This window comes from Sphingomonas rustica, from assembly GCF_039652585.1.
GTDB classification, from domain to species: Bacteria; Pseudomonadota; Alphaproteobacteria; order Sphingomonadales; family Sphingomonadaceae; genus Sphingomonas; species Sphingomonas rustica.
In genome coordinates, this window is the sequence record NZ_JBDIZK010000006.1 from 149,830 (window position 1) to 174,226 (window position 24,397).

Sequence of the window (24,397 nt, forward strand, 5' to 3'; positions counted from 1 at the left end):
TTCCGGACGATTACGCGTCGGCAGTCGAACGGTAGATGGCCTCATCCAGTTCGCCTTCCCAGCGCGCGACCGTCGTTGCGACGGTCAGGTTGGCGCTGGCGCTGGGCACCGTGCGGGTCATGTCGAGCAGCCGGTCGAACGGCAGGACGAAGCCGACCACCAGAGCGGTCTGTTCGGCCGACACGCCGACCGCGGACAGCACCGCCGCCAGCATGAACAGCGATGCCGAGGGGACCGGCGCCGTGCCGAACGCCGCCAGCGCGCCGGTAAGCAGCACCAGCGCATAGACCGTCGGCGTCAACGGAACGCCGAATGCCTGGAGCGCGAACATGCTGAGCAGGCCGACATACATCGCCGTCCCGTCCTTGCCGATGCTGGCGCCCAGCGGCAGCACGGTCGAATAGACGGGCCGGGCGATGCCCAGATTCTGCTCGGCAACGCGCATCGCGACGGGCAGGGTCGCGCCGCTCGACGCGGTGGAAAACGCGACGACCAGCGCATCGACGATGCCGCGGAAGAAGGGCATCAGCGGCAGGCGGGCTAAGAATTTGAGGATCAGGCTGTGCACCAGCAGGATCTGGATGAGCGATCCGAGGACCACGGCAAGCGCCAGCCAGCCGACATTGACGAACACCTCGACGCCCTTTGACGCGACCGCGCCCGCGACCAGTGCGAAGACGCCGAACGGCGTGGCCTCCATCACGATCGTCACGATCTTGAGCAGCACCGCCGAGGTCGACTGGAGCAAGGCGGCGAACGGCTTGCCCGCCTCCCCCGCCACCACCGTGCCGCACCCGACCAGGATCGCGACGAAGATCAGCGCCAGCATGTCCCCCTTGGCCAGCGCCTCGACGATGTTGAGCGGGATGATGCCGATCAGCTGCTGGTACGGCGTCACCGGTTCGCCCAGCGCGTGCGCGGTCGCGGTGCCCAGCGGCGCGCCGACGCCCGGCTGCACCAGCGTCGCCACCAGCATGCCGACCGACACGGCGACGGCGGTGGTCAGCGCGAACAGACCGATCGTCCTGCCGCCCAGCCCGCCCAGCCGCTTCGGATCGGCCAGCGCGGTGATCCCCGCGGCGATCGTCACCAGCACGATCGGCGCGACCAGCATGCGGATCGCGCGAACGAACAGGTCGCCCATGAAGGCGACATAGGGGGTGCCCGCCGGCCAGACGATCGCGAAGAAGAGGCCGAGCGCAAGCGCGCCGAGCACGCGCTTCCACAGCGGCACCGCGAACCACCAGCTCATGGGCAGCTGCCAGGCTTCGGCCTGTGCGGCAGTGCGCGGCCCGCCGCCTTGCCGGTCAGCGCGCCATTGTCGACCGCGACCACGCCGTTGACGACGACGGTGCGGACGCCCGACGCCAAGCGTGTCGGCTGCTCATAGGTCGCCTGCGAGGCGTAGCTTTTGGGATCGAAGACGACAATGTCGGCGAAATTGCCGGCGCGCAGGCGTCCGCGTCCTTCCAGCCCGAACCAGTCGGCGGTCAGCGTGGCACTGCGCTCGATAAAGTCCTTCAGGCTGATGACATGCTCGGTCTTGACGTACTTGTCATATTTGCGGGCGAAGCTGCCATAGATGCGCGGATGGCCGCCCGACGCATCGGACCCGGTCATCACCCAGGGGCGCTTCATGAAGGCGGTGATGTCCGCCTCGCTCTGGTTGAACGACACGACGCCGGGATCGGCGATCCGGATCACCGCGATCGCCGCGGTCACCGGGTCCTCGCCCCGCTCCTTCGCGACATCCGCCAGGGTTCGATTGAGATACTTGCCCTCGACGATCAGCAGCTTGTCCGCCCCGCCGCGCTTGCGCAGATTCTCGGTGATGCCGGCGCGCAGCTTCTCCGCCAGCGACGCATCGTCGAACCGCTTCAGCAGCGCCGGACGGCCGCCATCCTGGGCCCAGAGCGGCATCAGCGAGGCGACCAGGCTCGTGCCCGATGCCGACCATGGATATTGGTCGGCGGTGATGTTCAGCCCCGCGGCGCGCGCGGCCTCCACCTTCGCGATAATCTCCGGCGCCTCGCCCTGCACGTCGACGCCCAGCGCCTTGATATGGGCGATATGCGCGGGGATCGACGCCTCGCGGGCGATGGTGATCACCTCTTCGATCGCGCCGACCAGGCCAACCGTGTAGCTGGATTCGTCGCGGATATGGCTGTCATAGACGCCGCCATGCGCCGCCGCGACGCGCGACAGCTCGACGACTTCCCTTGTCTTTGCAAAGCTTTGCGGCGCATAGAACAGACCGGTTGAGAGGCCCAGCGCGCCTTGGCACATCGCCGAGCCGACCAGACCGTTCATCGCCGTCATCTCGGCATCGGTCGGCGCGCGGTCATCCTGGCCGATCACCTGCGACCGGACCGCGCCGAAGCCGACATAGGCGGCATAGTTGATCCCGACCGGCTTCGTCGCGGCGCTCTGCAGCAGCGTGCCGACATCGGGCGTCCCGCCGCCGTCATTGCCGATGAACGCGGTCGTCACGCCCTGCATCAGGAAGGCCGGGATCAGTCGCTTGGCCGGATCGTCCGAGGCCAGATCGTCGCCCATATGGGTGTGCGGATCGATGAAGCCCGGCGCGACGATCATGCCGCGTGCGTCTATCGTCCGCCTGGCCGAGATCTTCAGGGCCTTGCCGACCTTGACGATCCGGTCGCCGCGAACCGCGACATCGCCGACGAACGGCTCGCCCGTTCCGCTATAGACGGTGCCGCCGCGGATCAGCAGGTCCGTCTCGACCTTCGGCGCGTCGGCCGCGCCCAGCGTCAGTACCGCGAATCCACACAGGAGCGCCGTGCGCCATGCCGTCATGCCATTCCCCAGAAACCCGGTGCGGGCGGAACCATATAGCCGTCCCGGTCGCGAACCCCGCCCGGCCGATCCTCCCTGAGCCAGATCGGCCCGTCAAGGTCGACGAAATCGGACATGCGCGCGATGTGCAGCGCCGGCGCGATCGACAGTGAGCTGCTGACCATGCATCCGGTCATCAGGCCCAGGCCGCGGGAGCGTGCGGCCCGGGCCAGGAGCAGCGCCCCGGTGAGGCCGCCGGTCTTGTCCAGCTTGACGTTCACCACCTGATAGCGCCGCGCCAGTTGATCGATGTCGCCCGCGACATGCGCGGATTCGTCGGCGCAGATCGGCACATCGGGCCTGAAGCCTTCCAGCCAGCCATCCTCCTCGGCCGGCACCGGCTGTTCGAGCAGGTCGACCCTGAGCTCGACCAGCAGCGGCTGGATCGCGCGCACCAGCGCCTCGTCCCAGCTTTCGTTGGGATCGACGATCAGCCGGGCATCGGGCGCCGCGGCGCGGACCGCGGCGAGTTGCGCGTCGGGGGCGTCGGCGTTGACCTTGACCTTGATCAGCGGGGCGGCAGCGATCTCGCTGGCTGCGGCGCCCATCGCACTGGGCTGGTCGATGCCGATGGTCAGCGCGCTTGCCAGCGTTTCTGGCTGAGGATTGCCGATCATCGCCGCGACGCTTCGGCCCGACAGTCGCGCCTCGAGGTCCCACAGCGCACAATCGACGGCGTTGCGGGCAGCCCCCGGCCGCATCGTCGTCAGCAGATCGTCGCGGGTCGCCCCTGCCTCGATCGCGGCGCGGGCCGCCTCGATCTCGGCCAGCGCACGCTCGATGCTCTCGCCATAGCGCGGATAGGGAACGCCCTCGCCCCGTCCGACGACATCGCCCTCGGCGATCTCGACCGTCACCACATCCGCCGCGGTCTTGACCCCGCGCGAGATGCGGAACGGGCGGCTCAGCGCGAAGCGGTCGTGCTGCGCGCGGAGGGAGCGGTGCATAGCAATTCGTCCAGGATGGCATCGGTGCCGAAGGCAATGGGATCGGTCGTCGGCAGGCCCAGTTCGTCCGCGGTCCGCGCGCACAGGTCACGCGCCTCGGCCGGGTCCATCTGCGACGTGTTGAGGCAAATGCCCACTGCGCGGACGTTCGGGCTGGTCAGCCGCGCAACCTGAAGGTTCGCGTCCAGGCATTCCTTCAGCCCCGGCAGCTTGCGACCCGGAATGCCGCGCATATGCTCACGCAGCGGATCGTGGCACATCACGATCGCCTCGGGCTGGGCGCCGTGCAGCAGGCCGGTGGAAACGCCGGCGAAGCTGGGGTGGAACAGCGATCCCTGCCCTTCGATCAGGTCCCAGCCGTCATCGCTGCGCGCGGGGGTGATCATCTCGATCCCGCCCGAGATGAAATCGGCGACGACCGCGTCGATCGGCACGCCCGACCCGGCGATCAGGATGCCGGTCTGGCCGGTCGCGCGGAAATCGGCGACGATGCCGCGGGCGCGCAGCCCCTCGGTCAGCGCCAGCGTCGTGTACATCTTGCCGACCGAACAGTCGGTGCCGACTGTCAGCAGCCTGTGGCCGGCGCGCGGGTTGCCATTGCCCACGACCATATTGGCCGGCGCGTCGCGCACATCGAACAGCTGAAGCCCCTTCGCCTTCGCCAGTTCCGCCAGGCGCGGCACGTCGCGCAGCCGCTGGTGCAATCCGGCGGCGACGTTCATCCCCGCCTCCAGCGCAGCGGCGGCGTCCTCGACCAGGTCGCTGCCCAGCGTGCCGCCCGAATTGGCGATGCCGAGCACCAGGGTCCGCGCGCCCCGGGCAGCGCCTTCGGCGATGGTCAGGCGCGGCAGGCCGAGCGTGAGCGGACAATCGTCGTGGCGAAACTCGCCGACGCAATCATCGGGACGGAAGGCGGCCAGTCCGCGCGAGGTCTTGATGCCCGCGAAGTCGGTGCTGTGGCCGAGATAGAGGAGATAGGGTGCTGGTATCATGTCGATCCGACCGTAACTTGCCCGTTCGCCGGACCATCATAGTCTCTGCCACGGCGGATATGCTTTTCCGTTATGGCAGGTTGATGACCTGGGCCAGCGTCTTGAGGAAGTCGGTCGCCAGCGCCGTCGGCGGGCGGTTGAGCAGGAACATCGCCTGCACGTCGAAAGTGATCTGCGGGCGCAGCGGACGCATCGACAGGCCGGGCGACAGCGACGCCTGGGCGGTGAAGCTGTCGACGATCGTCATGCCCACCCCCTGCCGCACCAGTGCGGTGGCGATGTAGAAGGTGCGCGCGGACACGATCTCGTCGAGTTCGAGGTCGATGCGCAGCAGTTCCTGGTTGAAGATCTGTCCGATCGGGCCGCTGTTGCCGACGCTGATGAAGCGCTTGCCGCGGAGCGCCTCCAGTTCGATCCGCGGTGGCGCGTCGGGCATGTCCTCCTCGCGGTAGAGCAGGACCAGTTCGCCCTCCCCCAGCCAGCGATTGCCCAGCGGCGTCGCCGGCGGCACTTCATAGGCGATCGCGATGTCGGTTTCGCGCTCGTATAATTTGCGCAGCAGGTCGTCGTGATGGACGGTCTGGAGGTCGAACTTCACATCCTGGTGCGTGCGCATGAACCAGGCAACCGCGGTGGGCAGCGCCGACAGCGCCAGCGACGGCAGCGCCGAGACGCGCAGCGTGCCGCCCGCCCCGCGGCGCAGGTTGCGGGCACCCTCGCGCAGCGCATAGACCCGGTCCTGGATCTCGCTGACCTCGGTGAACAGCGTATGCGCGTCCTCGGTCGGGACGAGGCGGCCATTGGTGCGCTGGAACAGCTGGAAGCCGAGCAGGCTCTCGGCATGGCGCAGCATCTTCGAGACCGAAGGCTGCGAGACGTTCAGCGCGCGTGCCGCGGCGCTCACCGATCCGTTGACATAGACCGCGTGGAAAATCTCGATGTGTCGAAGGTTCATCGGCTCAGCCTAGACCGATGATCCGCGCGGGGAAAGCGGCGCAACCGCCGGCGCGCAGGGCCGTCCGGAGACAGCCGGACGCGTGACCGCGACCCGCCGGCGCCTGGCGCCGGAAGGCCGCAGCCACGCGAAAATCCGTCTTACTTCTTGCCGCCGAGCGACAGACCGCCGAAGCGCTTGTTGAAGCGAGCCACCTGACCGCCCGCATCGAGCATCTGGCCGCGGCCGCCGGTCCATGCCGGGTGCGCCAGCGGATCGATCTCGAGCTGCATCGTGTCGCCTTCCTTGCCCCAGGTGGAGCGGGTTTCGTACACGGTGCCGTCGGTCATCTGCACCTTGATCGTGTGGTAATCGGGGTGGATGTTCTTCTTCACGTCGAATTCCTCGAAAAGCCGCTGGTTCCGACCAGCAGCGGAGGCGCGCGCGTAGCAGCACGCGCGCCGAAGCGCAACCTCGTCAGACCTTCCGCGTCAGGCCTTGGGCGGATCCGCGATCATCGCGGTGAACTCGCATTCGGCCGCGATCTCGTCACCCAGCTTGGCCTTGCCCGCGAACTTGCAGACGCGCGACCGCTTCTGGACGAACTCGACCTCGAGGCGGAGCAGCACGCCGGGTTCGACCGGCTTGCGGAACTTCACCCCGTCGATGCTCATGAAATAGACGAGCTTCCCCGAACCCGCCAAACCGAGCGACTCAACCGCGAGCACGCCGGCGGCCTGCGCCAGCGCCTCGACGATCAGCACGCCCGGCATGATCGGACGACCGGGGAAATGCCCCTGGAAGAACTGCTCGTTGATCGTCACCGCCTTGATCGCGGTGATGCGCTGGTCGAGGATCAGTTCCTCGACCCGATCGACGAGCAGCAGCGGGTAGCGATGCGGCAGCGCCGCCATCACCCGTCCGATTTCGAACGGGCCGATATTCGTACCCGCCGCCGCTGCTTCCTCGCTCACCGGCCCGGGGGCGGCGTCTGGGTTGCCGGACGGGCCGGAGTCGGTGCCGGGGTGGCCGGACGCGTACCGGCCGGAGCAGCGCCTGCAGGCTGGGCCTGCTGCTGACGTGCGGCCTGAACCTGCGCGATGCGGTTCTCATATTCCTGGATCTGCTGATACAGCTGGGCCACGGTCTGCGACGGGTTCCAGCCGGCCGGCGGCGTCGTGGCGACGGTCGGCACCAGCTTGTCGAGCTCGGCCGCGACCAGCTGGGTCACGTCGGTGCCCTGCGGCGCATACTGGAATGCCGACGGCGCCAGGATGACGCTGATCTTGCGCGCGTTCACGACGTTGGTCTGCGCCGTGTTGTACTTTTCGAGGATCTTCTCGATCGCGAACATCTGCGCACGGATCAGCGGCACGCTCAGGCGGTTGATGTCGGCCTCGGCCTTCTGCTCGGCTGCCTGGATCGTGTTCAGCACCGGGTTGCGCGCGGTCTGGGCGGCCTGCAGTTCCTGCTGCGAAACCTGGCCGTCCTTGTTGCTGTCCATCTGCAGGTACAGCGGACGCACTTCGGTCTGGAGCGCGGTCTGACGGGCAGTGATCTGGTCGATCGCCGGCTTCTGCGCGGTGCCGATCTGCTGCATCGCGGCCTGATAGGCCTTCGACCCGATGATCGCCAGCGGCGGGGTCACCATGGCGATACCCTGGGTCTGAGCGGCTGCCGGCACCGCAACCATGATGGCGGGGGCCGCGAGAATGCCCGCGAGAATGAACTTGCTAGTCATCAGAACTGGGTTCCTACGTTGAAGGTAAACAGTTTGGGATCGTCGCCCGGCTGGGTCAGCAGGGCCTTGGAAACGTCGATGCGAAGCGGGCCGAACGGCGAGTTCCAGTTCACGCCAGCACCGATCGACAGGCGAGGACGGGCAGAATTGCCCAGGAACTGCTCGTAGAACGGCTGGGTCGGGATATTGTAGACCGCGTTGATCGAGGTACCCGCGCACGGACCGCCCGAAGTCGGCGAATAACCGACCTGGCAGGTCGTGAGCGAGCCCCCATTCGTCGGGTCGCTCCCGCTGACGAGATAGAGCTGTCGCCCGAACGAATCCTTGATCAGGTTATCCTTGGGCAGCAACGTCGGCGAACCATCCGCGTTCACGGCAGGCTTGCCATCGGGGCCGAGCAGCTGCTCGAAATCGATCGTCTTACCCGGGTCACGGACGTTCCACAGTGCACCGGTCTGAATGAAGATCGACGGACGCAGGCCCATTTCGGCCGCACCGGCGCCCAACGGGATCTCGAGCTCGGCCTTGCCCAGATAATAGCCTCTCCCGCCCAGCGCATCGTCCTGGAACTGTTCGCGGTCGGTGATCAGAGCCTGGGTGCCCAGCTTCGGATCGCCGGTGTAGCGGATGCGGAGGACGCGCGGTCCGACGCCGCGAATGTCGAAGCCGCGGAACTGCGGTTCACCCAGATAGAAGCGGTCCGTGATCCGGACGGTGTCGACTGCCGGATCTCTCGACTTCTCGAACGAGTGAATATAACCGCCCTCGGCGGCGAGGGAGAAGATGAACCCGCTACCCAGACCCCAATATTTATTGGCGTTGAAGCGTCCCCGAGCATAGCGGACGTCGCCGCCAAGACCGGCGAAGTCAGCGCCGAGCACGACACGCTGGCCACGTGTCGGGCGCAATCGGCTGTTCAAACTGTCGTAAATCAGTGAAAGCCCGACCAGCGACGTGATGCGCTTGCCGACGGCGTCGCAATAATAGCGTCCCGCCTTGACCCGGTCGCATACGCCATCCGTGTAGAAGGTAGCCTCGTTCAGGCTAACGTCGTCCTGCGCCAGATAATAGCGACCCGAGAAGGTCCAGTATTCGGTCAGCGGCACGCCGGCCACGACCTGCGCACCGGTCGAGATCTGGCTGTAGGTCGTGTTGCGATCCGAGCCGATATAGTTGAACGCGTTGAAATCGCGACGGAACAGGGTGACGCCCAGCGCGACGTTCTTGTCGAACAGATAGGGCTCGGTGAAGCCCAGCTCGACCGACTTCGAATAGCTCGAATAATCGACCGAGGCGGACAGCGTCTGCCCCTTGCCGCGGAAGTTGCGCTGGCGGATCGACGCCTGGAGGATGAAGCGCTCGAGGCTCGAAAAGCCTGCCGACAGCGTAAGTTCGCCGGTCGCGCGCTCTTCGACATTGGCCGACAGCACGATCCGGTCGGGCGCCGAGCCTTCCTTGCGCTCGATCTCGAACTTGTCCTGGAAGAAGCCGAGCGAGTTGATGCGATCCTGCGACCGCTTGACCAGGAAGGTGTTGAAGGCGTCGCCCTCCGCCACGCGCATTTCGCGGCGGATTACCTTGTCCTGGGTCTGGGTGTTGCCGGTGATCTCGATCCGCTCGATATAGGTGCGGTTCGCCTCGGCGATGTGGAAGTTCAGCGACATCGTGAGGCTCTCACGATCGCGCTGGAACTCGGGACGCACGTCGGCAAAGGCATAGCCGAACAGGCCGGCGGTCTCGCTCAGCCCCTCGACCGTGTCCTCGACCGCCTTGGCGTTGTACCAGTCGCCCTTCTTGATCGACAGGCTGGCGGCCATGCGCTTGTCGTCGAAATCGCGGATCGCGCTGTCGACGGAGATGTCGCCGAATTTGTAGCGCGGGCCTTCCTCCACCACATAGGTGATGATGAAGTCCTTCTTGTCGGGCGTCAGCTCGGCAACGGCGGATACCACGCGGAAGTCGGCATAGCCCTCGGTCAGGTAGAACTGACGCATCTTCTGCTGGTCATAGGCCATGCGATCCTGATCATAGCTCGTGTTCGAGCTCAGGATGTGCATCAGGCTGGACGTCTTGGTCGCCATCTCTCCGCGCAGCTTGCCGTCGGAGAAGACCTCGTTGCCGATGATGTTGATCTGGCGGACCTTGGACTTGGGTCCCTCGCGAATCTCGAAGATGACGTCGACGCGGTTCTGGTCGAGCATCACCATCTTCGGCTCGATCTCAGCGGCGAAGCGGCCCTGGCGGCGATACAGCTCGACGATGCGCGCCACATCGGCGCGAACTGCGGTCCGGGTGAAGATCTGGCGCGGCGCCAGCTTCACTTCCTTCGTGATCTTGTCGCTCTTCAGGCGCTTGTTGCCCTCGAAGATCACGCGGTTGATGATCGGATTCTCGCGGACGCGGACGATGATGTCGCCCGTCTCGACGCCCTGGATCTCGACATCGGCCAGCAGATCCGACGCGATCAGGTCCTTGATCGCCTGGTCGATCGTCTCGTTGGTGTAGGACGATCCGACGCGCAGCTGCGTGTAGGACAGGATCGTCTCGGGCTCCAGGCGCTGGGCGCCCTCGACCCGCAGCGAGCGGATCGTGCGCTGCACCTGCGGCGCGACCGCGGGCACCGACTGAGGCGCCGCAGCGGGTGCAGTCGTCGGCGCGACCGCCGGCGGCGCCGCGGGAGCGGTCTGCGCACCGGCAGGCATCACTGCCACGCCGGCCGACAAAATCGTGCCCGCGAGGAGCGTCTTGGCGCTCACGCCCATAATCATCGCCTTTTTAGCAGTCACCAAACCCACCCTAGTCGGAAATCAATCATTCAGCCGGTCCGCACGGCGGCGCACCGCCCTGCCCCAAGCGCGTCAGCCGATCAAGCCGGCCAAGTTCCTCCACACGCCGAAGGCACCCAGATCGTTGAACGTTACCAGAACCATCAATGCCAGAATCGCGACCAGTCCGCCGCGAAAGGCCCATTCCATCACCTGTGGCTCGACCGGGCGCCTCCGAACGCCCTCGATGGCATAGAACAGCAGATGACCGCCATCCAGCATCGGTACTGGCAACAGGTTGATGAAGCCCAGATTAATCGAAATCAGCGCGACGAAGACCACGAAGGATTCGAAGCCGAGCGACAGGCTCTCGCCCGACATCTTGGCAATGCGCATCGGGCCGCCCAGTTCGCTCACCGGAACGCGTCCGGCGATCAGCTGCCCCAGCCCATCGACCATCATGCCGACCAGCGAGAAGGTGCGTTCGACGCCGACGATCGGCGCCTGCCAGACCGGAACGGTCGACCGGACGATCTCAGCCGGCGCGGCGATGCCCAGCACGCCCCGGCGGACCTCGTTGCCGAACCGGTCCTTCGACACGTCCTGACCGATCACCGTCTCGGTACGGGCCTGCTGCCCATCACGGACATAGTCGATCTCGACGCGCATGCCGGCACGCATCGAGGTAAAGGCCGCCATGTCATTGAAATTGTCGAATTCGCGCCCGCCGATCGAAAGGATCCGGTCGCCTTCCCTGAGCCCCGCGGTCGCGGCCGGCGTACCGGCTTTGATCGGGCCGGCAACCGGCGGAATCGTTATCGTGCCATAGGCAGCGGCAAAGGCGCCGAGAATGACGATCGCGACCAGGAAATTGGCGATCGGCCCCGCCGCGACGATGATCGCGCGCTGCCACAGCGGCTTGGCCTGAAAGGTCCTCGCCCGCTCGGCCGCCGGAAGGGCAAGCCAGTTTGGATCGGGCTGACTACCCGGGTTCATGTCGCCGGCGAAGCGGACATAGCCGCCCAGCGGCAGCATGCCGAATTTCCAGCGTGTGCCGCGCTTGTCGGTAAAGCCGCCGATCTCGCGGCCGAACCCCACCGAGAAGACCTCTGCCTTCACGCCGAACCAGCGTCCGGCGAGATAATGGCCAAGCTCGTGCAGAAAGACGAGCGGTCCCAGCGCCAGAACGAAGGCGATGACCATCATCAGGATGCCGGGGGATTGGCTCAAGCGACGCAGTCCTTCACTCGCTCGATCGCCACCCGCCTGGCTTCCGCATCGACGGCCAGCACGGCGTCGAGCGTCTCCGGTGCGGGCGGATCGTAGCGGCTCAGCGTATCGGCAACGATTGCGGCAATTTCAAGAAAACCGACCTTCCCCGCCAGGAACGCCGCCACGGCCACTTCGTTGGCCGCATTCAGGATCGCCGGACGGGCGCCCCCCGCCTTGAGGGCAGCGCGGGCAAGCGCCAGGCACGGGAACCGCTCATAGTCCGGCGCCTCGAAGTCGAGCCGGGCAATTCGGGCGAGATTCAGGCGCTCGCACGGAGTTTTCATCCGGTCGGGCCATGCGAGCGCATGCGCGATGGGGATTCGCATGTCCGGCGCACCCAACTGCGCGAGCACCGATCCGTCGACATATTCGACCATCGAGTGGATCACCGACTGCGGATGAACGATCACGTCCAGCTGGTCGGCGCTCACCGGGAAGAGGTGGAACGCTTCGATCAGTTCCAGCCCCTTGTTCATCATCGATGCGGAATCGACCGAGATCTTTGCCCCCATCGACCAATTGGGGTGCTTGACCGCCTGCGCCGGCGTGATCGCCTTCATCTCGTCGAGCGACAAGGTGCGGAACGGGCCGCCGCTCGCGGTCAGGATGATGCGGGCGACGCGGTCCGGCGCCCCGTCCTCGAGACACTGGAACACCGCATTATGCTCGGAATCGACGGGCAGCAGCGTGGTGCCGCGCGCGCGCGACGCCGCCATCACGACATCGCCCGCCGACACCAGCGATTCCTTGTTTGCCAGCGCGACCGTGCCGCCCGCCTGCAGCGCCGCCATGACCGGCTTCAGCCCGGCAGTCCCGACGATCGCGGCCATCGTCCAGTCGGCGCCCATCCGTGCGGCGTCGCACACCGCATCGGCCCCGGCGCGCGCCTCGATCCCGGTGCCGGCAAGCCGGTCCCGCAACCCGTCCAGGCAGCGCTCGTCCGCGACTGCCGCCAACCGGGCGCGGGTGCGGATCGCAGCCGCCGCAAGCTTGTCGACATCGCAATTGGCGGTCAGGGCCACCACCTCGAACCGCTCCGGCTCGCGCTCGATCAGGTCGAGCGTCGAGCTTCCGACCGAACCGGTCGCCCCCAGGATCGTCACCGTCTTCATCGCAAAAGCACCACCAGCAGCGCCGCAACCGGCGCAACCGCGACCAGGCCGTCCAGCCGATCGAGCAGTCCGCCATGGCCAGGCAGCATCGTACCCGAATCCTTGACCCCCGCCACCCGCTTCAGATGGCTTTCGTACAGGTCGCCGACCTGCGCCAGCATCGCCAGGAACGGCGTCGCGATGGCAAGCGCGACCGGCAGATGGAACCAGATGGCGAGCACCGCGGCGAAAAGGCCCGCCGCAGCCACCCCGCCGAAAAAGCCCGCCCAGGTCTTGTTGGGGCTGATCGAGGGCGCCAGCTTCGGCCCACCGATCGCGCGGCCCGCGAAATAGGCACCGCTGTCGCACGCCCAGACCAACGCCATCGCCCACAAGGTGAGCAGGAAACCCGAGGGGGCCAGCATATCGGGCTCGTGCCGCAGCATCACCAGCGCCAGCACCGGGATCCCGACATACAGCACGCCCCAGGCCAGCCGCGAATGGCGGGTCACCGCGCCGACGAAGAACATCGCGCCCAGGACGAAGCCCAGGGCGAGAAAGCCCGGCCCTGCCGCCGCGGGCGACATCAGCGCGATCGGAACGGTGAGCGCATATTGGGCAAGTCTGCGTTGACCCGCGGTCGCGCCGACCAGATTTGCCCATTCGTAGAGCATCAGGATGCCACCGACGGCGACAAGCACGAAGAAGATCCAGCCCCCCCACCACAGCGCGCTGAATGCGACAGCGATCATCACGATCGCCGCCGATAATCGCCTGGGAAGATCGGGACTGGGATTCACAACCCGCCGAACCGGCGCTGCCGGCGGCCGAACTGGTCGATCGCATCCGCCAGCGTCTCGGCATTGAAATCGGGCCACAGCGCGTCGACGAACAGCAGTTCGGCATAGGCCGCCTGCCACAGCAGGAAGTTCGACAGCCGCTGTTCGCCCGAGGTGCGGATCATCAGGTCGAGCGGGGGCAGGTCGTGGGTCGCCAGCTCGCTCTCGAACATCGCCTCGTCGATGCGATCGGCGGTCAGTTCGCCCGCGGCGACGCGTTCGGCCAGACGCCGCGTCGCCGCGACAATCTCGGCCTGCGAGCCATAGTTCAGCGCGATCACCAGCATCGGCCCGGTGTTGGACGCGGTGCGCGCCATCACCTCACGGATCATCTCGACCAGATCGGCAGGCAGTGCCTGCCAGCCGCCGATGACCTTCAGCCGGACATTCTCGGAGATCAGTTCCTCGACCTCCCGCTTCAGGAACCGGCGCAGCAGACCCATCAGGTCGCTGACCTCCTCCGCCGGACGCCGCCAGTTCTCCGACGAGAAGGCGTAGAGCGTCAGGACCTCGATCCCCATGACGCGCGCGGCACGGCTGACGCGGCGCACCGCCTCGACACCCTGCTTGTGTCCGGCGATGCGCGGCAACAGACGCTTCTTCGCCCAGCGGCCATTGCCATCCATGATGATGGCCACATGCCGGGGGATCGAGCCCGTGATCGACGCAGGAACGGCGCTGGTCGCCATTAGAACGGCCTAGACCCGCTCGAAGCGAGAAAGAAAAAGGCCGGCCAAGTCGCTCACTTGCCCAGGATTTCCTTTTCCTTCGCCGATGCGACGGCATCCAGTTCGGCGATCGTCGCGTCCGTCAGCTTCTGCACCTCGGTCTCGTGACGCTTGCGCTCGTCCTCGCTGAGCACGCCCTTCTTCTCGTCGACCTTCAGGCTGTCCATGCCGTCGCGGCGGACGTTGCGCACGGCAACGCGTGCCTTTTCGGCATATTGGCCGGCCAGCTTCGCCAATTCCTTGCGGCGCTCCTCGGTCAGGTCGGGAATCGGCAGGCGCAGCGTCTGGCCGTCGACGATCGGATTGAGTCCGAGGCCCGCCGAACGGATCGCCTTGTCGGTCGGGCCGACATTGGTCTTGTCCCACACCTGGACCGACAGGAGCCGCGGCTCGGGCGCCGAGACGGTCGCGACCTGGTTCAGCGGCATGTGCGCGCCATAGACCTCGACCGTCACCGGATCGAGAAGGGCGGTGCTGGCGCGGCCGGTACGCAGCCCTCCCAGGTCATGCTTCAGGGACTCCACCGCACCATTCATGCGGCGTTCGAGGTCGGATTTGTCGTAGGCGGCCATTGCCGGCTCTCCTTATGCGGTCGATTCGGTTTCGTTGCGGACGATCGTGGACGTGCCCCGCCCTTCCAGAACCTCGGCCAGGTTACCGGATTCGCGGATGTTGAACACGACGATCGGGATATCATTGTCGCGGCACAGCGCGACGGCGGTGCCGTCCATGACCTTCAGATTGTCCTGGAGGACGCGGTCGAAGCTGAGCGAGTCGTAGCGCGTCGCGCCGGGCACCTTCTTGGGATCGGCATCATAGACGCCGTCCACCGAAGTCCCCTTGAACAGCGCTTCGCAGTTCATCTCGGCCGCGCGCAGCGCCGCCGTCGTATCGGTGGTGAAAAACGGAAGCCCGGTGCCCGCGGCGAACAGGACCACCCGGCCCTTCTCCATGTGGCGCTCCGCCCTGCGGCGGATATAGGGCTCGCACACCGACGCCATCGGGATCGCCGACTGGACGCGGGTGTCGACGCCGACCTTTTCCAGCGCATTCTGCATCGCCAGCGCGTTCATCACGGTGGCCAGCATGCCCATATAATCGGCGGAGGCGCGGTCGAAGCCCTGAGCCGCCCCTGCCAGGCCGCGGAAGATGTTGCCGCCGCCGACGACCATGCAAATCTCCAGGCCGCTTTCCTTGGCCGCCTTCACTTCCAGCGCCACGCGCTCGCAGGTGGCCGGATCGATGCCGAACTGGCCCTGGCCCATCAGGACCTCGCCCGACAGTTTAAGCAGGATGCGTTTGAAGCGGGGAAGCGTCATGAGTTCCGTAATGCTGTTGGGGAGCGGCGCGGACCTTAGATGCGACCGTCCGGGATGCCAAGCGAAGATGGGATGCAGATCGCGTGGATTTTCCACCGACCCGGCGTCGTTCCGTCGTCAGAACCAGGGAAATTCGCGCAGGAAGGTCTGGCTGTTCTGCGATGCCTGGTTGCACATCGGATCCTCCAGGCTGGCTTCGCCGCCCAGCACCAGCGCGCCGTCGCGGTCATAGGCGAACTGGGTGCGGCGGCCGCGGCCGCGCTCCTCGACCGTGGTGCCGCTGGCATGCTGCACCTCGACCAGATGGTCGCCGCTGCCGAAGCGCCGCGTACCGAACGCAGGGTTCGCCCCGCCGCCCCATTGTCGTGTCAGTGCCTCGACCGCAGCGCGTGCCTCGCTTCCATGGTCGGGAATATAGCGGATCTGGAACAGCTGCGGACAGCGTTCGTGGACCGGGTTGGCCGGGTCGCTCTCGTAATAGACTTCGAACCCCTCCGGCCCGACGGCGCAGGCGACCAGCGTCAGCCGTCCCACCGACGACGGAAACGCCCGCCTGGTGCGCTTCTCACGATAAGTGCGCCTGCCATCGGGCAGCGCGGTAGTGTCGAAGAGCGCCGGCGTGCAACTGGCATCGCGGCTGCGGGCGTGCGCCTCTGGGTCGGGCGGCATCGCCGGTGACGCGGCGAGGAGAAGGAGCACGGGCGCGAGGATCATGCCGTTGCCTAGCTGCTCGCCCCTGCCCCGCCAAGCCGACCGGACATGAAAACGGGCGCGGCCACCGCATGGCGGCCGCGCCCGTCGATCATTCAGCCGAAGCTCAGAGGCCGGCGGCCGCGGCGACCTCGGCAGCGAAGTCGCTCTCTTCCTTCTCGATGCCTTCGCCGAGCTGGAAGCGGACATAGTCCTTCAGCACGATCGTGGTGCCGGCATCCTTGCCCGCCTTCGCGACGACGTCGGCGATCGGGGTCTTGCCGTCCATCACGAACAGCTGGCTGAGCAGCGCGTTTTCCTTGGCGAACTTCTTCACCGAGCCTTCGACCATCTTGGCGATGATCTCGGCGGGCTTGCCGCTCTCGGCAGCTTTCTCGGTCGCGATCGCGCGCTCGCGCTCAAGCACGTCCTGGTCGAGGCCGGTGTCGTCCAGCGCCAGCGGGAAGGCGGCCGCGATGTGCATCGCGATCTGCTTGCCCAGCGGCTCGAGCACGTCGGCGCCCGCATCGGACTCGAGCGCGACGAGCACGCCGATCTTGCCGAGGCCCGGAGCGGCGGCGTTGTGCACATACGGCACGACCGCGCCCTTGGAGACTTCGATCGCCTTGACGCGGCGGATCACCTGGTTCTCGCCGATGGTCGAGATGTTGCTGGTCAGCACCTCGTCCACGGTGCCGCCCTGCGGCATCGCTTCGCCCTTCAGCGTGGCGAGATCGTCACCCTTTTCGAGCGCGATCGCGGTCACGTCGCGAACGAAGTTCTGGAAGATCTCGTTCTTGGCGACGAAGTCGGTCTGCGAGTTCACCTCGATCGCGACACCCTTCGGACCTGCGACGGCAATGCCGACCAGACCCTCGGCGGCGGTGCGGCTCGACTTCTTGGCGGCAGCGGCCAGGCCCTTGGTGCGCAGCCAGTCGACTGCGGCTTCCATGTCGCCATTGGTCTCGGCAAGCGCCTTCTTGCAGTCCATCATGCCGGCGCCGCTCTTTTCGCGGAGCTCTTTCACGGCAGCAGCGGTGATCTCGGCCATGTCTCTATCCTCGATATGGTCGCGCGAGTGCGCGACGCTGTTCAGAAATTCCGTTCGCCCCGACCAGGTCCAGGGGCGCATCTCCGCCGGCACGCGCCATGCGAAGGAACCGCCCCTCGACACGCTCGGGGCGAAACGGGAAGGGTGCGACGCCGCTACCCTTCCCGCATGACAGTTCCGCGACGCGGATCAGGCGTCGAGCTGACGCTCGCCTTCGGCAGCCGCAGCCGGCTCGGTCACGGCAGCAGGTGCTTCCGGCTCGGCAGCGGCAGGCGCTTCCGGTGCGCTCAGGGCCGGCTCGACCGGAGCTTCTTCCTGCGCGCCCAGATCGACGCCGAAGCGTGCCTGGCGATCCTGGTTGCCGCGGGTCGCGGCGACCGCGATCGCTTCGCAGTACAGGCGGATCGCGCGGCTGGCGTCGTCATTCGCCGGAACCGGGAAGGCGATGCCGTCGGGCGAGACGTTCGAATCGAGGATCGCGACGACGGGAATGCCCAGCGTGTTGGCTTCCTTGATCGCCAGCTCTTCCTTGTTCGCGTCGATCACGAACATGATGTCGGGAACGCCGCCCATGTCGCGGATGCCGCCGAGCGAAAGCTCGAGCTTGTCGCGCTCGCGGGTCAGGTTGAGCACTTCCTTCTTGGTCAGGCCGTGCGTGTCACCCGACAGCTGCTCCTCGAGCGCCTTGAGACGCTTGATCGAGTTGGAAATGGTCTTCCAGTTGGTGAGCATGCCGCCCAGCCAGCGATGGTTGACATAGTGCTGGCCCGCGCGCTTCGCCGCATCGGCGATGGCTTCCTGGGCCTGGCGCTTGGTGCCGACGAACAGCACCTTGCCGCCGCCGGCGACGGTCGACGACACGAACTCGAGCGCGCGTGCGAACAGCGGCACGGTCTGCGAGAGGTCGATGATGTGGACGCCGTTGCGATCGCCGAAGATGTAGGGCTTCATCTTCGGGTTCCAGCGGTGCGTCTGGTGGCCGAAGTGCGCGCCCGATTCGAGCAATTGCTGCATGGAGACGACAGGTGCCGCCATAGGGATAAATCCTTCCGGTTGTTCCTCTGGGAAGCGTGCACCAGGCAATGCCTGGCACCGGGTTATGATGCTTCCCATGCGGGGTTGAGGGCGCGCCGTTAGCGCCAAGTCGGGCAGAATGCAAGCGTTCGCCCGGCATGGCCGATCACGACGCAGCCTTGTGAGCCGATAGATGCGTATCGGCGAGATGGTTTGCAAGCGGTGCGCGGGCGGAACGTTCCTGCGCGATGGCATCACCGATGAGAATATTCGGATCGACTCTTTGCGGCCTCACTTCGTCGCGGCGGGAATTCCCGTTCCGGAACAAGAGACTAACGCGTGGATTGCGGTATTGATGTCGCGCGGAACATCGCGAACATCATGAGAACAAAAGCGTTGACAAGGGAAACATTGAGGGAACATAAAGGGCTCGACGCCGACATGGTCGGTGAGTGCAAAGGAACGTACGATGGTGACGCTTCTCGGGACGATGTTCTTCCTTGCGGTGATGGTCGCTTCGATCTGGACGATCGTCGAGACGGTCCGGCCACGCATGGGCCGGATCCTGTTCATGCTTCGCTATGGTCCGGTGATCGCGCCGGCGCTGCCGCAGCAGCACCGGGTCACGGTTCGCGGGCGTTCGGTTCCGCTGCGGATGCAGGTGCCGGCCCGGCTGCGCGCAACCGCCTGACCCGGCGATAGGATCGCACGCTGAACGGGATCGACCCGAGATAGAGGAGCGCAATGGCGGTCAGCGACTGCCAGGGCGCAGAGACGATGGCGGCGGCCAGGACGACCAGGACCGCGATGGCCTCGAACCGGATGCGCTGACGCAGCTTGAGCGCCGAGCCCGACCAGGTGGCGATGCTCGACACCATCAGGACCGCCACCAGGAACAGCCAGGGCGCGACCAGCATCGGCTCGCGGAACAGCGGCAGTTCGGTCACCAGCCACAGATAGATCGGCACCATCGCCAGCATCGCGCCAGCGGGCGCAGGCACGCCGGTCAGGAAGCCTGCCGACTTGTGCGGCTGTTCGGTCTGGTCGATCTGGGCATTGAACCGCGCCAGGCGCAGCGCACAGAACAGCGCATAGACCAGAGCGACCAGCCAGCCGATCCGCGGCACGTCGTGCAACGACCACAGGAACAGGATCAGCGCCGGGGTCACGCCAAACGAGATCGCGTCGGAGAGGCTGTCCAGCTCCGCCCCGAACCGGCTCTCGGCCCGGACGAGCCGCGCGATGCGGCCATCGATTCCGTCGAGCACTGCCGCGATCAGCACCATGACGACCGCCGTGTCCCACATCCCGCCGATCGCGAAGCGTATCCCCGACAGGCCGAAGCACAGCGCCAGCGCGGTCACCGCATTGGGCAGGATCGCGCGAAGCGGGATGCCCCGCTGAAGACGCGGCGTCCGGGTGCGCCGCGCCGGACGGGGCGGGCGATCGGTCACTGAGCCACGCCACTCGCATTGGCGATGCCGCGCGCGGCAAGAACCGTTTCGCCGGCAACGGCACGCTGGCCCAGCGCGACATTGACGCCATAGCCTTCGGGCACGAACACGTCGACGCGGCTGCCGAAGCGGATCAGGCCGATGCGCTGCCCGGCAACCACCATGTCGCCCGACTTGGTGAAGGCAAGGATGCGGCGCGCGATCAGGCCGGCGATCTGGGTGAAGCCCACGCGCACGCCGTTGCGGTCCTCGACCACGAAATATTGCCGCTCATTCTCCTCGCTCGCCTTGTCGAGATCGGCATTGAGGAACTTGCCCGAGACATAGATGACCTGGCGGACGATGCCGGTGATCGGGGTTCGGTTGATGTGCACGTCGAACACCGACATGAACACCGACACGCGCACCATCGGCTGGTCGCCCAGCGCGTTCGGCCCGGCCAGCTCGCGCGGCAGCGGCACCCGCTCGATCATCGTGATCAGCCCGTCGGCCGGCGAGACGATCAGCCCGTCGCCCTGCGGCGTGACGCGCACCGGATCGCGGAAGAAGGCGGCGATGAACAGGGTGATGCCCAGCATCGGCCAGATCAGCAGATCGGTGAACCAGAAAACGATGAACGTGACGACCAGCGCGATCGCAACGAACTTGCGGCCTTCGGGGTGAACGCTGGGGAACCGCCACTTCACGGTGGAGGTGCCGACGGGGGGCTTGTCTAGGGATGCCATCCGCTGCGTCTAGCTGCCTCTCTCGCGCTTGCCTAGTTTCTCGAATCGCACCGCCGCACGTGCAGTTCCCGCGACGCGCGGGTGCCCGGGCGGGGCAACCCGTTGTCCGCCGCGCGACGAACTGTACCGCGACGCTTGATCCCCTGCCCTCTTTGCTCCTAGGGACCTCGCCAAACCTCCCTAAAACAGGAAAGCGAGCATATGGCGAAGATCAAGGTGGCAACGCCGGTCGTGGAGATCGACGGCGACGAAATGACGCGGATCATCTGGCAGTGGATTCGCGAGCGCCTGATCCTCCCCTATCTCGACATCGACCTCAAATATTACGACCTCTCGATCGAGAATCGCGACGCGACCGACGATCAGGTCACGATCGATTCCGCCAAGGCGATCCAGCAGTACGGCGTGGGCGTGAAGTGCGCGACCATCACCCCGGACGAGGCGCGCGTCGAGGAATTCAGCCTCAAGAAGATGTGGAAGTCGCCGAACGGCACGATCCGCAACATCCTGGGCGGCGTCGTCTTCCGCGAGCCGATCGTGATCCAGAACGTGCCGCGCCTGGTCCCGGGCTGGACCGACCCGATCGTCGTCGGCCGCCACGCGTTCGGCGACCAGTATCGCGCGACCGACTTCAAGGTGCCCGGCGCGGGCAAGCTGACCATGAAGTGGGTCGGCACCGACGGCCAGGAGCTGGAATTCGAGGTGTTCGACTTCCCGTCGGCCGGCGTCGCGATGGGCATGTACAATCTCGACGATTCGATCCGCGACTTCGCCAAGGCCAGCCTGAACTACGGCCTGGGCCGCAAATGGCCGGTCTATCTGTCGACCAAGAACACCATCCTCAAGGCCTATGACGGCCGCTTCAAGGACCTGTTCCAGGAAGTGTTCGACGCCGAGTTCGCGGACAAGTTCAAGGAAGCCGGCATCGTCTACGAGCATCGCCTGATCGACGACATGGTCGCATCGGCGCTGAAGTGGAACGGCAAGTTCGTCTGGGCCTGCAAGAACTATGACGGCGACGTCCAGTCGGACACCGTCGCGCAGGGCTTCGGCTCGCTGGGTCTGATGACCTCGGTGCTGATGTCGCCGGACGGCCGCACGATCGAGGCCGAGGCGGCGCACGGCACCGTCACCCGCCACTATCGCATGCACCAGCAGGGCAAGGCGACCTCGACCAATCCGATCGCGTCGATCTTCGCCTGGACCCAGGGCCTGTCGTTCCGCGGCAAGTTCGACAACACCCCCGACGTCACGCGCTTCGCCGAGACGCTGGAGAAGGTCTGCGTGTCGACCGTCGAGAGCGGCAAGATGACCAAGGATCTCGCGATCCTGATCGGTCCGGACCAGCCCTGGATGACGACCGAGCAGTTCTTCGAGGCGATCCGCGAAAATCTCGAGACCGAGATGGCCAGCTGGAACTGAGCTGACCTCTCCAACGACCGAAAAGGCCGCGACACCCGCAAGGTGTCGCGGCCTTTTTCATGCCCGGATCGACGTGGGATCGATTTTTCTTCGGCGTTTCGCACACATGTCATGACAAGCGCGGAACGAGCGGCTTTAATGCCGTCATGCTCAGTCTGGAGAATAGCAGTTTCAGCGACGCGCTGGTGATCCTCGGCGCGGCCGGCCTCGTCATCCCGGCATTCGCCCGGTTCCGCATCAGCCCGGTGATCGGCTTCATCCTGGTCGGCCTGCTCGTCGGCCCCGCCGGGCTCGGCAAGCTGGTCGGATTCGCGCCCTGGCTCTATTATTTCACCATCTCCGACCCGCATTCGATCGAGCCCTTCGCCGAGTTCGGCATCATCCTGCTGCTGTTCTCGATCGGCCTGGAACTCTCGTTCAAGCGACTATGGGCGATGCGCGGGCTGGTCTTCGGGGTCGGCGCGGCCGAACTGTTCGGCGCGGGCCTGATCCTGGCCGCCGCCCTCTACCTGACCGGGCTCAGCGCCGGCGGCGCGGTCGGCCTCGGCCTGGCGCTGGCGCTATCCTCGACCGCCCTGGTGGTCCCGATCGCGGGCACGACCAGCGCCGTCGGCCGCGCCGCCTTCGCGATGCTGTTGTTCGAGGATCTGGCGCTGGTCCCGATCATCTTCCTGCTCGGCGCGATGGCGCCCGCCGCCAGTGCGGCCGGCTGGGCCCCGCTGGGGATGATCCTGGCCAAGGGCGCTGCGACGGTGGCGGTGCTGTTCATCGGCGGCCGCTTCCTGCTGCCCCGGATGTTCGGCCAGGCGGCACGCACCAAGAGCCCCGAACTGTTCCTGGCGGCCAGCCTGCTCGTCGTGATCGCCGCCAGCCTGGCGACGGCCGCCGCCGGCCTGTCGCCGATCGTCGGCGCGCTGATCGCCGGACTGCTGATCGCCGAGACCGAATATCATACCGAGGTCGAGGCGATCACCGCGCCATTCAAGGGGCTGGCGCTCGGCGTGTTCCTGATCACCGTGGGCATGCGACTGGACCTGGAATTCGTGTTCGATCACTGGGTGACATTGCTCGGTGCCAGCCTGCTGGTGATGGTGGTGAAGACCTGCGTGACGATGGGGCTGCTCAAACTGTCCGGCGCACGCACCGGCACCGCGGCGGAGACCGGCGTACTGATGGCCAGCCCGTCGGAGACGACGCTGATCGTGCTGGGCGTCGCCGGTGCCGCCGGGCTGCTCAGCCCGAACAGCATGGCGTTCTGGACCACGGTGACCGCGATCGGCCTGACGATGACCCCGGTGCTTGCGAAAGCGGGACGAATCCTCGCCCAAAGGATCGAGCGCCGCGAGGTCGACGGTGCCGCCGCCAAGGTCGAACTCGATACGACCGCGCTCGGCACCGTCGTCATCGGCTTCGGTCGGGTCGGGCGGACGATCGCCGACATGCTCGAACGCCACGGCCTACCCTATATCGGCGTCGATGCCGATGTCGACAATGTGAACGCCGCCCGCAAGGAAGGCTATACGGTCATGTTCGGCGACGTGACCCGTGCCGAATTGGTCGACCGGCTGAACCTCGGCCATGCCAAGGCGCTGATCCTGACGATGGACGATCCGGTACTGACCGTGCGGCTGACGCGACGGGTGCGTGGCTGGGTCCCCAACCTGCCGATCATCGCCCGCGCCCGCGACGCGAAGCACGCCGCCGAACTCTACAAGGCCGGCGCGACCGATGCCGTGCCCGAAACGCTGGAAAGCTCGCTGCAATTGTCCGAGGCGCTTCTGGTCGACCTCGGCATCGCGGTCGGGCCGGTGATCGCGTCGATCCATGAGGAGCGCGACCGCATGCGCAAGGCGATCAAGGAAGCGGCGGGGCTGGAACGAGAGCCGCGTATCCGCCGTGTGCGTCGGGGAAGCGATGTCGAGGCTGGCGCTTGACGTCGTATCCGGGCAGTTCAGGTCCGGGAAACCCGTGGGCGACCATGACCGTCGGCCAGGTCGCCGGACAAGCGAAGGATAGTCCATGTTCGAAGCCGCGTTGCTGATCGCCTCCCTCCTCGGGACCCAGGCCGATGCCGATCCGCTTGCCCCCGCACGCGCGGGCAAGCTGCGCTGCGTCCAGCCCGATGTCGCGGCAAAGACCTGTGCGACGATCGTTCGCTACACCGTGCGCGACGATGGCGGGTTCGACGCCGCCATTTCGGGCGTGGTCAATCTCGCGCCGCTGGTGGTGATCGATTACAGGACCAGCGGCACGATCGAGGACGGTGCGGTCTGTTCGGTGGTCCGGCCCGCAGATTTCACCGCGGGACGACTGACCAAGGACAGCGCCCCCGTGACCGCCGCCGTCGAGGCCACGGTGCGGCCGCGGATCATGGCCGCGCTCCAGCCGCTGGCCGGCAAGAAGCGCTGCTACCGCGACAAGGCGGAGGGCAATTTCCTGATGTCCGACGTCACGGTCAACGGCGTCTACACCGCCGACCTGCGCCAGCGTGCCATGTGGGTGTCGCCCGAGGACGGCTACCGCACCGGCATGTGAGGAACCGGGCCGGCCGCGATCC

The 24,397-nt window shown here is 66.4% G+C and carries 25 protein-coding genes; 5 read left to right on the plus strand and 20 right to left on the minus strand.

Annotated features, from left to right (window positions below):
* Positions 1-10: 10 nt before the first annotated feature.
* The 18 genes from TPR58_RS11620 to rpsB all read right to left on the minus strand — a co-directional run bounded on the left by TPR58_RS11620 (position 11) and on the right by rpsB (position 18,260).
* Positions 11-1,252, minus strand: coding sequence for a dicarboxylate/amino acid:cation symporter (locus TPR58_RS11620; protein WP_346246832.1), 1,242 nt, complete (start codon positions 1,250-1,252; stop codon positions 11-13).
* The gene (locus tag TPR58_RS11625) at positions 1,249-2,817 is read right to left on the minus strand and encodes an N-acyl-D-amino-acid deacylase family protein (RefSeq protein WP_346246833.1); all 1,569 of its coding nucleotides are present in this window, start codon (positions 2,815-2,817) and stop codon (positions 1,249-1,251) included. The genes TPR58_RS11620 and TPR58_RS11625 overlap by 4 nt, the downstream gene beginning before the upstream one ends.
* Positions 2,814-3,803, minus strand: coding sequence for an N-acetyl-D-Glu racemase DgcA (gene dgcA, locus TPR58_RS11630; protein ID WP_346246834.1), 990 nt, complete (start codon positions 3,801-3,803; stop codon positions 2,814-2,816). Before dgcA ends, TPR58_RS11625 begins: the two co-directional genes overlap by 4 nt.
* Positions 3,761-4,795, minus strand: coding sequence for an N-acetyltransferase DgcN (gene dgcN / locus TPR58_RS11635; protein ID WP_346246835.1), 1,035 nt, complete (start codon positions 4,793-4,795; stop codon positions 3,761-3,763). The genes dgcA and dgcN overlap by 43 nt, the downstream gene beginning before the upstream one ends.
* Before the next feature lie 70 nt (positions 4,796-4,865).
* Positions 4,866-5,750 carry a LysR family transcriptional regulator gene (locus tag TPR58_RS11640; RefSeq protein ID WP_346246836.1) on the minus strand — a complete coding sequence of 295 codons (885 nt, stop codon included), beginning with the start codon at positions 5,748-5,750 and terminating at the stop codon, positions 4,866-4,868.
* A 140-nt stretch (positions 5,751-5,890) separates the two neighbouring features.
* The gene (rpmE, locus tag TPR58_RS11645; protein ID WP_346246837.1) at positions 5,891-6,124 is read right to left on the minus strand and encodes a 50S ribosomal protein L31; all 234 of its coding nucleotides are present in this window, start codon (positions 6,122-6,124) and stop codon (positions 5,891-5,893) included.
* Positions 6,125-6,220: 96 nt separating this feature from the next.
* A complete protein-coding gene (gene fabZ / locus TPR58_RS11650; RefSeq protein ID WP_346246838.1) occupies positions 6,221-6,703 on the minus strand; it encodes a 3-hydroxyacyl-ACP dehydratase FabZ in 483 nt (160 codons plus the stop codon).
* Positions 6,700-7,470, minus strand: a complete 771-nt coding sequence (locus tag TPR58_RS11655; protein WP_346246839.1) for an OmpH/Skp family outer membrane protein — start codon at positions 7,468-7,470, stop codon at positions 6,700-6,702. The genes fabZ and TPR58_RS11655 overlap by 4 nt, the downstream gene beginning before the upstream one ends.
* Complete coding sequence (gene bamA / locus TPR58_RS11660; protein ID WP_346246840.1) at positions 7,470-10,232, minus strand: outer membrane protein assembly factor BamA; 2,763 nt, start codon at positions 10,230-10,232, stop codon at positions 7,470-7,472. The genes TPR58_RS11655 and bamA overlap by 1 nt, the downstream gene beginning before the upstream one ends.
* A gap of 96 nt (positions 10,233-10,328) precedes the next feature.
* The gene (locus tag TPR58_RS11665) at positions 10,329-11,465 is read right to left on the minus strand and encodes a M50 family metallopeptidase (protein ID WP_346246841.1); all 1,137 of its coding nucleotides are present in this window, start codon (positions 11,463-11,465) and stop codon (positions 10,329-10,331) included.
* On the minus strand, positions 11,462-12,619 hold the full coding sequence (locus TPR58_RS11670; protein ID WP_346246842.1) for a 1-deoxy-D-xylulose-5-phosphate reductoisomerase: 1,158 nt from the start codon (positions 12,617-12,619) through the stop codon (positions 11,462-11,464). The genes TPR58_RS11665 and TPR58_RS11670 overlap by 4 nt, the downstream gene beginning before the upstream one ends.
* Positions 12,616-13,398 carry a phosphatidate cytidylyltransferase gene (locus tag TPR58_RS11675; protein ID WP_346246843.1) on the minus strand — a complete coding sequence of 261 codons (783 nt, stop codon included), beginning with the start codon at positions 13,396-13,398 and terminating at the stop codon, positions 12,616-12,618. The genes TPR58_RS11670 and TPR58_RS11675 overlap by 4 nt, the downstream gene beginning before the upstream one ends.
* Positions 13,395-14,126 carry an isoprenyl transferase gene (locus tag TPR58_RS11680; protein WP_346246844.1) on the minus strand — a complete coding sequence of 244 codons (732 nt, stop codon included), beginning with the start codon at positions 14,124-14,126 and terminating at the stop codon, positions 13,395-13,397. Before TPR58_RS11680 ends, TPR58_RS11675 begins: the two co-directional genes overlap by 4 nt.
* Before the next feature lie 53 nt (positions 14,127-14,179).
* Positions 14,180-14,737 (minus strand): ribosome recycling factor, encoded by a 558-nt coding sequence (gene frr / locus TPR58_RS11685; RefSeq protein ID WP_346246845.1) that lies wholly within the window; start codon positions 14,735-14,737, stop codon positions 14,180-14,182.
* Between the two features lie 12 nt (positions 14,738-14,749).
* A complete protein-coding gene (gene pyrH, locus TPR58_RS11690; protein WP_346246846.1) occupies positions 14,750-15,484 on the minus strand; it encodes a UMP kinase in 735 nt (244 codons plus the stop codon).
* 117 nt (positions 15,485-15,601) lie between these two features.
* Complete coding sequence (locus TPR58_RS11695) at positions 15,602-16,198, minus strand: hypothetical protein (RefSeq protein WP_346246847.1); 597 nt, start codon at positions 16,196-16,198, stop codon at positions 15,602-15,604.
* Between the two features lie 103 nt (positions 16,199-16,301).
* Positions 16,302-17,225 (minus strand): translation elongation factor Ts, encoded by a 924-nt coding sequence (gene tsf / locus TPR58_RS11700; protein WP_346246848.1) that lies wholly within the window; start codon positions 17,223-17,225, stop codon positions 16,302-16,304.
* 189 nt (positions 17,226-17,414) lie between these two features.
* Positions 17,415-18,260, minus strand: coding sequence for a 30S ribosomal protein S2 (rpsB, locus tag TPR58_RS11705; RefSeq protein WP_346246849.1), 846 nt, complete (start codon positions 18,258-18,260; stop codon positions 17,415-17,417).
* Between the two features lie 172 nt (positions 18,261-18,432).
* On the opposite strand from rpsB, the gene TPR58_RS11710 reads away from it, so the two are divergent.
* Both TPR58_RS11710 and TPR58_RS11715 read left to right on the plus strand, forming a co-directional pair.
* Entirely contained in the window at positions 18,433-18,624 is a 192-nt protein-coding gene (locus TPR58_RS11710) for a hypothetical protein (protein WP_346246850.1), read from the plus strand.
* Positions 18,625-18,708: 84 nt separating this feature from the next.
* Complete coding sequence (locus TPR58_RS11715; protein WP_346246851.1) at positions 18,709-18,930, plus strand: hypothetical protein; 222 nt, start codon at positions 18,709-18,711, stop codon at positions 18,928-18,930.
* Here the strand turns inward: TPR58_RS11715 and pssA are convergent.
* Together pssA and TPR58_RS11725 are read right to left on the minus strand one after the other, a co-directional pair.
* Positions 18,863-19,693 carry a CDP-diacylglycerol--serine O-phosphatidyltransferase gene (gene pssA, locus TPR58_RS11720; RefSeq protein WP_346246852.1) on the minus strand — a complete coding sequence of 277 codons (831 nt, stop codon included), beginning with the start codon at positions 19,691-19,693 and terminating at the stop codon, positions 18,863-18,865. The two genes, TPR58_RS11715 and pssA, sit on opposite strands and share 68 nt — an antisense overlap.
* Positions 19,690-20,418, minus strand: coding sequence for a phosphatidylserine decarboxylase (locus TPR58_RS11725; protein ID WP_346246853.1), 729 nt, complete (start codon positions 20,416-20,418; stop codon positions 19,690-19,692). The genes pssA and TPR58_RS11725 overlap by 4 nt, the downstream gene beginning before the upstream one ends.
* A 201-nt stretch (positions 20,419-20,619) precedes the next feature.
* Between TPR58_RS11725 and TPR58_RS11730 the strand changes: the two genes are divergently transcribed.
* The 3 genes from TPR58_RS11730 (at position 20,620) to TPR58_RS11740 (ending at position 24,375) form a co-directional block, all read left to right on the plus strand.
* Entirely contained in the window at positions 20,620-21,840 is a 1,221-nt protein-coding gene (locus tag TPR58_RS11730) for an NADP-dependent isocitrate dehydrogenase (RefSeq protein ID WP_346246854.1), read from the plus strand.
* Between the two features lie 146 nt (positions 21,841-21,986).
* Entirely contained in the window at positions 21,987-23,774 is a 1,788-nt protein-coding gene (locus TPR58_RS11735) for a cation:proton antiporter domain-containing protein (protein ID WP_346246855.1), read from the plus strand.
* A gap of 85 nt (positions 23,775-23,859) precedes the next feature.
* Positions 23,860-24,375 (plus strand): hypothetical protein, encoded by a 516-nt coding sequence (locus TPR58_RS11740; protein WP_346246856.1) that lies wholly within the window; start codon positions 23,860-23,862, stop codon positions 24,373-24,375.
* The last annotated feature ends 22 nt before the right edge of the window (positions 24,376-24,397 follow it).

Excerpts from the sequence above, each read along its gene's own strand:
- TPR58_RS11670 (WP_346246842.1), bottom strand. The coding sequence starts at position 12,619 with ATGAAGACGGTGACGATCCTGGGGGCGACCGGTTCGGTCGGAAGCTCG.
- TPR58_RS11640 (WP_346246836.1), bottom strand. The coding sequence starts at position 5,750 with ATGAACCTTCGACACATCGAGATTTTCCACGCGGTCTATGTCAACGGA.
- TPR58_RS11620 (WP_346246832.1), bottom strand. The coding sequence starts at position 1,252 with ATGAGCTGGTGGTTCGCGGTGCCGCTGTGGAAGCGCGTGCTCGGCGCG.
- TPR58_RS11625 (WP_346246833.1), bottom strand. The coding sequence starts at position 2,817 with ATGACGGCATGGCGCACGGCGCTCCTGTGTGGATTCGCGGTACTGACG.
- bamA (WP_346246840.1), bottom strand. The coding sequence starts at position 10,232 with ATGGGCGTGAGCGCCAAGACGCTCCTCGCGGGCACGATTTTGTCGGCC.
- TPR58_RS11695 (WP_346246847.1), bottom strand. The coding sequence starts at position 16,198 with ATGATCCTCGCGCCCGTGCTCCTTCTCCTCGCCGCGTCACCGGCGATG.
- tsf (WP_346246848.1), bottom strand. The coding sequence starts at position 17,225 with ATGGCCGAGATCACCGCTGCTGCCGTGAAAGAGCTCCGCGAAAAGAGC.
- pyrH (WP_346246846.1), bottom strand. The coding sequence starts at position 15,484 with ATGACGCTTCCCCGCTTCAAACGCATCCTGCTTAAACTGTCGGGCGAG.
- TPR58_RS11710 (WP_346246850.1), top strand. The coding sequence starts at position 18,433 with ATGCGTATCGGCGAGATGGTTTGCAAGCGGTGCGCGGGCGGAACGTTC.
- dgcA (WP_346246834.1), bottom strand. The coding sequence starts at position 3,803 with ATGCACCGCTCCCTCCGCGCGCAGCACGACCGCTTCGCGCTGAGCCGC.
- TPR58_RS11735 (WP_346246855.1), top strand. The coding sequence starts at position 21,987 with ATGCTCAGTCTGGAGAATAGCAGTTTCAGCGACGCGCTGGTGATCCTC.
- TPR58_RS11680 (WP_346246844.1), bottom strand. The coding sequence starts at position 14,126 with ATGGCGACCAGCGCCGTTCCTGCGTCGATCACGGGCTCGATCCCCCGG.
- TPR58_RS11730 (WP_346246854.1), top strand. The coding sequence starts at position 20,620 with ATGGCGAAGATCAAGGTGGCAACGCCGGTCGTGGAGATCGACGGCGAC.
- TPR58_RS11725 (WP_346246853.1), bottom strand. The coding sequence starts at position 20,418 with ATGGCATCCCTAGACAAGCCCCCCGTCGGCACCTCCACCGTGAAGTGG.
- TPR58_RS11655 (WP_346246839.1), bottom strand. The coding sequence starts at position 7,470 with ATGACTAGCAAGTTCATTCTCGCGGGCATTCTCGCGGCCCCCGCCATC.
- rpsB (WP_346246849.1), bottom strand. The coding sequence starts at position 18,260 with ATGGCGGCACCTGTCGTCTCCATGCAGCAATTGCTCGAATCGGGCGCG.
- TPR58_RS11715 (WP_346246851.1), top strand. The coding sequence starts at position 18,709 with ATGGTGACGCTTCTCGGGACGATGTTCTTCCTTGCGGTGATGGTCGCT.
- dgcN (WP_346246835.1), bottom strand. The coding sequence starts at position 4,795 with ATGATACCAGCACCCTATCTCCTCTATCTCGGCCACAGCACCGACTTC.
- TPR58_RS11740 (WP_346246856.1), top strand. The coding sequence starts at position 23,860 with ATGTTCGAAGCCGCGTTGCTGATCGCCTCCCTCCTCGGGACCCAGGCC.
- frr (WP_346246845.1), bottom strand. The coding sequence starts at position 14,737 with ATGGCCGCCTACGACAAATCCGACCTCGAACGCCGCATGAATGGTGCG.